We start from the raw sequence: 274 nt of genomic DNA, 5'->3' as shown, positions 1-274 counted from the left end.
CGAGGATCGGGTCGATGGAGAGCAACAGACCAACACCTTCAAGCGGCAAGCCGAGGGTGGAAAGGGTGAGGGTGAGCATCACTACCGCACCGGTCAGACCGGCTGTCGCTGCCGAACCAAGAACGGAAACAAAGGCGATCAACACATATTCCTGCAGGCCGAGTGGCAGACCGAAATACTGGGCGATAAAGATAGCCGAAATCGCCGGATAAATTGCAGCACAGCCATCCATCTTGGTTGTTGCGCCGAGCGGCACAGCAAAAGCTGCATATTC

At 55.8% G+C, this 274-nt stretch carries 1 protein-coding gene; it reads right to left on the bottom strand.

Going from position 1 to position 274, the window contains the following annotated elements:
- A partial coding sequence (locus tag HBA93_RS21075; RefSeq protein WP_221724570.1) for a cation:dicarboxylate symporter family transporter occupies nt 1-274 on the bottom strand: 274 nt, incomplete at both ends.

The sequence above is a fragment of the Ochrobactrum sp. SFR4 genome (assembly GCF_019730395.1).
In the GTDB taxonomy this organism is placed as follows: Bacteria; Pseudomonadota; Alphaproteobacteria; order Rhizobiales; family Rhizobiaceae; genus Pseudochrobactrum.
The sequence above is the reverse complement of the archived record's forward strand: the minus strand, read 5'-3'. Positions and strand labels throughout refer to the sequence as shown.